Raw genomic sequence first — 7,127 nt, forward strand, 5'->3', positions numbered from 1 at the left:
ATGACTCCTTCAATTATGATTTTCCAAGGTGACAGGATGCTGCTCCAGCGATTTTTGCAAAGCCTGCCAGCCCATCAAGGCACAGTTATGACGTCCTCGGAGCTTGTGAACACCCGACAAGGAAACGGCATCCTCCAGCACATCCTCATCCGGCTCTGCCCCTTCCTTGATCATGGAGGTAAACTGTTCCAGCAATTGACTGACCTCCCTTACAGACTTTCGTTTGACCAGTTCGGTCATCATGGAGCAGGAGGCCATACTGATCGAGCAGCCTGAACCTTCGAATTTGATATCCTGAATGCAGTCGTCTTGCAGCAACATATATAAAATCATGACATCTCCACACGTCGGATTTTTATACGGAAGTACGATAGCGTCATCATCTGCAAGCTTGCCATAGTTTCGCGGTTGCTTGTAATGATCCATAATGGTTTGCCGATAAAGCTGTTCCAGCGTTACGCTACCCCCTTTTAATAGTAATAATTACGATTAATTTATATTGATTATCATGCAAACGCCCGATGAACACATGGAACCCGTTCCGACTTACCGTGATCGCTTTGCTTTCCTCATGCTATTCACGGACGGCAACCGTATTGATCTTACACTCTATCCTGCGGATAATATCGCCAATTTGGAGCGAGACAGCTTAAGTGTGCTGCTGCTGGATAAAGACGGACTTGTAGAGCCTTTTCCACCGCCAAGCCTTCAAGATTATATAACAGTACCTCCAACTGCCCAAACCTTTGCAAACTCCTGTAACGAGTTCTGGTGGGTCAGTACCTATGTGGCTAAAGGATTATGGCGACGGGAGCTTCCTTATGCCAAATTTATGTTGGATCGGCCTGTAAGAGATATGCTTCACTTGATGCTGGAATGGCATATTGGTATACGGACAGACTTCGAGGCAGATCCGGGTAAGCAGGGAAAATATTTCGAGCAGCACCTTGAGCCTGAACATTGGACTGTCTACGTCCAAACGTTTGCGGATGCAGATTATGAACAAATGTGGCAGGCTCTTTTTAGGATGGGTGACTTATTCAGAGAAGTAGCCCTGGAGGTGGCGAATCATTATAGTTATGAATACCCGGCTCAGGACGATCAACGTGTTACACACTATCTCCATCACGTACAAGCTCTGCCAGCAGATACGAAGGATATCTTTTAATGAAAAGACCAGTCAGACATAATTTATATGTGTTGCTTTAGCCAGTGCGCTGTTCGCTCCGGTTGCGAGATCGGAAAATGATGGGCTGCAGGAAGATCCCGCGTGTGAAAGGAACGGAATGGCTCAGGCAGCTTATATATCTGATCCTTCACCCCCCACAGAATCGAAACTTTCTCCTTGGACCGCGCTTCGTATATTTGGGGAGCGAATTGGAAGCTATTTGACCTCGTTAACATGGCCAGCGTTTCCGCAGTCGTCTTTCTTACGCGCGGGGAACGCATTTCTTCAAGAACATACGCAACGTATGTTGGCGGGATATCTCCCAAGCTCTCAAAACATGTCTGCGAAAGCAATTGCTTTTGTAAGCCTGGCTCGCTGAGCCTGCCCAGCACACTCTCCGTAATTCGTGCACTCCTGTACCTAGGCGGAGCGGTATGCAATACAGGCTGCAACAGATGCAAGCTGCTGATGTGCTCAGGTACGCGTTCCCATACTTTAGCAGCCAGCAGTCCGCCGAAAGAATGACCTACAAGGCGGATCGGCGTTTCAAAAGCCTGAATGGCCTGTACTAACGATTCAATATGGCCTTCCAGTGCATCCTCCTTATGATGGTATGGAGAGCGTCCAAAGCCGGGAAGATCCACCAGGCAAACCGAGGATTCAGGAAAATGTTCAGCCAGCGGTATCAAGCAATCCGCCCCGCTTAAAGTACCGTGAACAAACACTATCGTTGGATTTTCATTTCTCGCCTTTTCCACCTTTCGCTCCAGTGTAGCTAAAGGCCCGCGCCTGCTGCGGACATATCCATCTGTTTCCGCATGGGAATGAATAATTCTAAAATCAAGATCGGTAATAACAAATGGGAAAGTGCTGGAATTCACCGCATGTGACAGCCCGGATTTATGGTGAATCCGCCGCGTTGCATCTAATGGGTAGTCCACGTCCACGATAAAATCGAGTGATTCCTTCGGGATACCCAACTTTCGACCAAGTGGAGTACCCAGTATCTTGGATAGCCAAGCGGGTGAAATCGAACCTAACGGTTTACGGAGCCGAAGCTCCTTCGCCATATTCGTTCCCAGCTCTATCATCGTCGGGCTCTGTTGCCTTTCATCCATCAAGTAGTATGTTTCATTGACAGGGCGCGGTTCCTTCGCAAGAGCGCTGATAAATTCGGCCGCATGATCTACGTGAACCAGTGGAAGCCAATGAGACTTCCCCCCGGGAACGAGACCCATGAGCTTGCGTGCTGTAGAAGCCACGAGAATGCCGAGTCCACCGGTTTGAGGCGTATCCCCATGCTCAGAGTCACCAATGACAACGCTCAAATGGATAACCGAAAGCGGAAACCCTTCCCTGTGCGCCCCCTGCCGAATATGCAAATCAGCCAGAAACTTCATACGCTCGTATGGAGGTGCTTGTTCCAATTGAGCGATGACAGGCTCCGGGGCATTCCAGTTATGATCATTAAAAGGGCTTTTGAACCCAACCAAATGGATAAAATGTCGTAGCCCCTTGCTCGCATGAATATGTGTAGCCAAAGTTAGCATTTCTTCTGCCGCTTGTAGAAAAGCCGCTCTCGCTTCCTCCTCTCCCAGCAAAATGTCCATCGGACCTCCTGCGTGAATCACCACATCTGCGGTCTCAACCCGCTTTCTGTCAGAAGGATTCAGTCCCAGAGCAGGTATGCTTAAATCACCAATAACCGGCGTTAATTTCCCGGTATGCCAGGCTGTCTCCAAACCCATTTGCCTGCACATTCGTTCCCATTTCTGCTGTGAACGAACAAGAACGGTAACGGTGTGCTCCTCCCGGGAAAGCTGCCGTAGCGCATGCATGCCGATAAAGCCTGTACCACCCGTGATGAAAATATGTGCCATGAAAATAACCTGCCTTCTATATTTTAGTACCAATCAGTGCTAATGATGATTAAAAAAAATCACTTTAGCAGAAACGCTAAAGTAAATTTTAAATTTTCTAGTATGCTCGGGTCCTGGCTTGCATGTTGCAGAAAAAGTGCCCCCTCAATGGCCGAGACGATGAATTGGGCAGTCGACCTGGCAGGAAGTTCAGTCTGAATCTCTGATTTCTTCATTCCCTCGTTCAGCAACATCTCCACGGTGGTGATTTGGCTTTGGAAAAATTGGCTGACTTTATCCCGAAACAAGGGGTTATCCTTGGGCATCTGCGTATAAAGAGTAATAAATGGACAGCCGCCCAAACAATCTGTCTCTTGTTGTGTCAGTAGTTGAAGAAGGATTTCAAAACGTTCCTGAACAGACTGATCCTTACGCGAAGCAACCTCATAAATCATCTCGTTATACGTTTGAATCAGTTGATCCAGAATGGCTGAAAGCAACTCTTCCTTACTTTTAAAATAGTAGTAAATGTTCGTTTTGGATACGTTGCTTACAGCCACGATTTCATCCATACTTGTCGTATGATAGCCTCGGGTCAGGAACAATGAAGTGGCAGTGTGCAGAACAACATCCCGATTCGTCGTTTTATTTTTCTTCATCATATTTAGCACTATACGGTACTAATGAATGCTTGTCAAACTTCGCTTGATTAGGTCTGCCGAAATATTATTTTTCAGTCAGGACCCGATCACCGCTGCTCGCAGGCTGAGAGATCACCAAAAACTCAACATCCTCATTCGTTTCGTTAAACATTTGATGAGGGACCAAAGAAGGAATCTCACAGCCTTCCTGAGATCCTAATTCGATTCGTTCACCATCCACTTCAAGTATGGCTATACCTGATAAAATAAAGAAGAATTGGCGTGCATGATGGTGATAATGTCTGACCTCGTGTGTATTCCCGGGCATACGCTCATGAATAATACTCAAATCTTTATTTTTCACCAAACGCCAACCATCACATTGATCTCCCCATATGTAATGTTCGGCATTGTTTTTACTTATTTTCAAACTGAACCCCTCCTTTTGCGATTACTGATTCATTTTAAGCCTGTATTTCTACGGCTACAATCTTATTTTCATCCAACAGAACGAACATAAAAAAAAGTCCGACTTACCGGACTATTTTTTTATATATCTGCCTCTATAATTTCCTCCAGCTTAATCCAGCTAAAGTCCTCTTCCCCACGGGACAGCTTCACTTCCCGCCGACTCGTGTTAATCACCGTCACAAACCCGCACAGCTCCTCGTCATCAAATGGATTGAATACCCGCAGCGTAATAGGCTTCCGCTCGTTATAGGAAACGATGATCGCCTGCTCAATCTGCTGCATTTCCTGATCGTCCAATGTCGGCTTGCCGCGTCTCCCCTGCTCCTTCATCAGTCGCAAATAAGCATCCCGATGCTCAGGCAAGATCATGCGCGAGCTTTCCCATATGCCGTTCCCTTCAAGCTTTTTCCCCATCGTAAACGCCTCCTATGCTGTTCTGGTTACCGGATGCCATGCCAGTACCTGATCTAATCGAAAAACGCGTGGCTGGCCTGTCTGTAAACAGGTGGCCCGTATCAAACCGTTCCGCACACGATGCACCTCAATGCGTCGCTGAGACAGCTTGCCCTTTCGGTCCATATACACGATTTCCACGATCTGTCCCACGTATTTTTCCAGCATGCTCCTTCACTCCTTATCAGAACGTTTGTTTGTATTATATGCGAACATGCGTTTGATTATCAATGTAAAAAAATCCCCTGAGAAGATTTGGCTTTCTCAAGGGATTTTTCACATGCATAACTATAATAAAATGAGCTTAAAAGCTGCCTGTTGCGCCACTACACAGTCGGATGGTGCTTCCCATCGCCATCGCCACCGCCGCCGGATTTCTGGAATTAAGCCTATGATCAAGGTAGAAATCCGGGGACAAAAGCGACCACTTCGCTTGTACAGCACCATTCCGCCTACTCCGTTTTAAATGTGTATTTTTTAGTTCAGCTTATATAGAAATTTATTACTTAAAGTTTATCAAAAAACTCCTGAACTAAACGTTTTGAAGTAAATTTGGGGCAGCCTAGCACATTCATCATCAGCCCAAATCCTACGCAAATGATTGAAATCACCACAGAAGCACCTAAATTTTCGAATAAATAGTCACCTAGCATCCATCCCGCTACACCACAAGCTAGAGTAAATACAACCATCATAATTAAACACGTTACAGGTACAAAAAGAAGAAGTAGACAAACGATAAAAATCCAAGCACCTACCCACCATTCTCCATCTGGCCACCAAGTTCTATCCGCCCATCTACCAACGAGTACAGAAACAAACAGGATTTCGAATAGAACAAATCCTTCTGCTGAACCTGCTGTTTTGTAATCTCTAATCCCCTCTGCAACTTCTTTTCTGATACTCAAAACCAACCACCCTTACATATGTAATTAATAATTTATATAAATGAACTCTAACCTATCAATGAAGCTTAGAAAATTTTAAAATACACATGTTAATATTATACATACAATATAGCACACACATTAAGAGAAAACATAGCAAGCCTCCAAATGATTAGAGACTTGCCACTTGACGTTTCCGATTAGACTCACCAACCCGTATCTCACTTTAAAATTCGTAGGTGGACAGCTTAATATCCTCTTTATTCAAATCTTTCAGCGGATAGGCTGGGCCATTCCAATAAGTCAGAATATCAACAGGCTCGTTAGCACTATGCTCTTGTAGAATAAGAGATAATTCAGGTAACAAATGCGAAAGCTGGTATGAGCTTGTTATAAAATGATACTCTTCCGGACTTTCACATTCTTCAGCTCTGTAAAAAACAAAGTAACCCTCGGTGTTGTCCCCGATGAGTACAATATAACGAGCAAGAAAAATAATTTCACCATTGGAAAAGGGAATGGAGTGTGTCGCTTTAGGAATTAAATCCGTTTCCAGCCCCTCTATACGCGCGGTAAGTTCACTGTTAAGAGCATCTATCCTTTCTCGTTGCTCGCTAATGAGGTGTTCATAGCTTACAGGGACAAGCCCTCCTTTCTTAATCGTAGTGATCAGTTCATCGATAAATACTTTTTGAGATAAAACCCGATTGCTCATCCTATTCATCTCCACATTCATTTAAATCACAGCCCTCTTACTCATTTTCAAGATGCTTTATATTTATGTAAATTAAATCTTATGTCATAGAAATGCTCTCTTGTTCAACTTATGGATTGCAGCCATCATCATGAACAGGTACGGTTAAATCGATTAATCAACTACCAAATATTTTTGTGATTGCATTCACAACTCTCTCCATTTGAAATGGTTTAACAATAAAATCCTTTGCACCTGCCTGAAATGCTTTGATAATCGCTTCTTGCTGACCCAAAGCAGAGCACATTAAAATTTTAGCCTCGGGATCAAGCCCTATAATCTTTTCAACAGCCTCAAGTCCATCCATCTTGGGCATATTGATATCCATCGTGATTAGATCGGGACGAAGGTTCGAGTATTTCAAAACAGCATCATACCCATTTTCCGCCTCCGCAATAACAGAGTGACCCAAATCCAAAAAAATATCCTTAAGTACAGATCGCATAAATAAAGAATCGTCGACGACTATAATTGTTGCCAAGGTTAATCTCTCCTGTCGTTTTATATATCGTACTTCTTCATTCAGATGCTGACTGCTGAACAAAATGCATATCCAAGTTCAATATCGGTGAAATAATAACTGAAGTTAATAGAAAAAATCTGTAAAAACAAAAACGCTACCATAGGATTACAAACGGAATTTCAAACTAGATACTATTGAATTAGTTTTCAAAAAATCGTTTCACAATGACGTAAATTATTTCTCTAGGGTGAAGATCACAAAGTACTAGGTATCCACTGGAACCTTTGCACTATATAAGCTGGACTTAAAGTTACCTATCGCACCATTCCGCAAACGGATGGTGCTGTACAAGTGAAGCGGTCGCTTTTGTCCCCGGATTTCTATCCTCATTATAGGCTTTATTCAAGAAATCCGGGGGCGGTGGCGATGGG

At 44.2% G+C, this 7,127-nt stretch carries 11 protein-coding genes; 2 read left to right on the forward strand and 9 right to left on the reverse strand.

The genetic code is table 11. The features are described from left to right. Positions 1–9 precede the first annotated feature (9 nt). Positions 10–453: a Fe-S cluster assembly sulfur transfer protein SufU gene (gene sufU / locus L696_RS0110615; RefSeq protein ID WP_025683607.1), complete on the reverse strand. Its 444-nt coding sequence runs from the start codon at positions 451–453 to the stop codon at positions 10–12. 55 nt (positions 454–508) lie between these two features. Here sufU and L696_RS0110620 point away from each other — a divergent pair, with 55 nt between their 5' ends. Further along, positions 509–1,168 (forward strand): aminoglycoside 6-adenylyltransferase, encoded by a 660-nt coding sequence (locus tag L696_RS0110620; protein ID WP_245233345.1) that lies wholly within the window; start codon positions 509–511, stop codon positions 1,166–1,168. 23 nt (positions 1,169–1,191) lie between these two features. On the opposite strand, the gene L696_RS0110625 is transcribed toward L696_RS0110620, so the two are convergent. The 5 genes from L696_RS0110625 to L696_RS0110645 form a co-directional block, all read right to left on the reverse strand. Beyond that, complete coding sequence (locus L696_RS0110625; protein WP_049827339.1) at positions 1,192–3,048, reverse strand: alpha/beta fold hydrolase; 1,857 nt, start codon at positions 3,046–3,048, stop codon at positions 1,192–1,194. A 59-nt stretch (positions 3,049–3,107) separates the two neighbouring features. After that, positions 3,108–3,689, reverse strand: a complete 582-nt coding sequence (locus tag L696_RS0110630; protein WP_245233343.1) for a TetR/AcrR family transcriptional regulator — start codon at positions 3,687–3,689, stop codon at positions 3,108–3,110. A gap of 64 nt (positions 3,690–3,753) precedes the next feature. Continuing rightward, on the reverse strand, positions 3,754–4,098 hold the full coding sequence (locus L696_RS0110635; RefSeq protein WP_025683610.1) for a cupin domain-containing protein: 345 nt from the start codon (positions 4,096–4,098) through the stop codon (positions 3,754–3,756). Between the two features lie 119 nt (positions 4,099–4,217). Continuing rightward, on the reverse strand, positions 4,218–4,553 hold the full coding sequence (locus L696_RS0110640) for a YolD-like family protein (RefSeq protein WP_025683611.1): 336 nt from the start codon (positions 4,551–4,553) through the stop codon (positions 4,218–4,220). Between the two features lie 12 nt (positions 4,554–4,565). Beyond that, positions 4,566–4,760 (reverse strand): hypothetical protein, encoded by a 195-nt coding sequence (locus L696_RS0110645; protein ID WP_014281351.1) that lies wholly within the window; start codon positions 4,758–4,760, stop codon positions 4,566–4,568. 112 nt (positions 4,761–4,872) lie between these two features. Here L696_RS0110645 and L696_RS30380 point away from each other — a divergent pair, with 112 nt between their 5' ends. Next, positions 4,873–5,058 carry a hypothetical protein gene (locus L696_RS30380; protein ID WP_162472170.1) on the forward strand — a complete coding sequence of 62 codons (186 nt, stop codon included), beginning with the start codon at positions 4,873–4,875 and terminating at the stop codon, positions 5,056–5,058. A 40-nt stretch (positions 5,059–5,098) separates the two neighbouring features. Here the strand turns inward: L696_RS30380 and L696_RS0110650 are convergent, their stop codons facing one another. The 3 genes from L696_RS0110650 to L696_RS0110660 form a co-directional block, all read right to left on the reverse strand. Then, entirely contained in the window at positions 5,099–5,500 is a 402-nt protein-coding gene (locus tag L696_RS0110650) for a hypothetical protein (RefSeq protein ID WP_025683612.1), read from the reverse strand. Positions 5,501–5,705: 205 nt separating this feature from the next. Continuing rightward, positions 5,706–6,194: a hypothetical protein gene (locus tag L696_RS0110655; RefSeq protein WP_025683613.1), complete on the reverse strand. Its 489-nt coding sequence runs from the start codon at positions 6,192–6,194 to the stop codon at positions 5,706–5,708. Between the two features lie 157 nt (positions 6,195–6,351). Further along, the gene (locus L696_RS0110660; RefSeq protein ID WP_025683614.1) at positions 6,352–6,714 is read right to left on the reverse strand and encodes a response regulator; all 363 of its coding nucleotides are present in this window, start codon (positions 6,712–6,714) and stop codon (positions 6,352–6,354) included. Positions 6,715–7,127 lie beyond the last annotated feature (413 nt).

It is taken from the genome of Paenibacillus maysiensis, assembly GCF_000520815.1.
GTDB classification, from domain to species: domain Bacteria; phylum Bacillota; class Bacilli; order Paenibacillales; family Paenibacillaceae; genus Paenibacillus; species Paenibacillus maysiensis.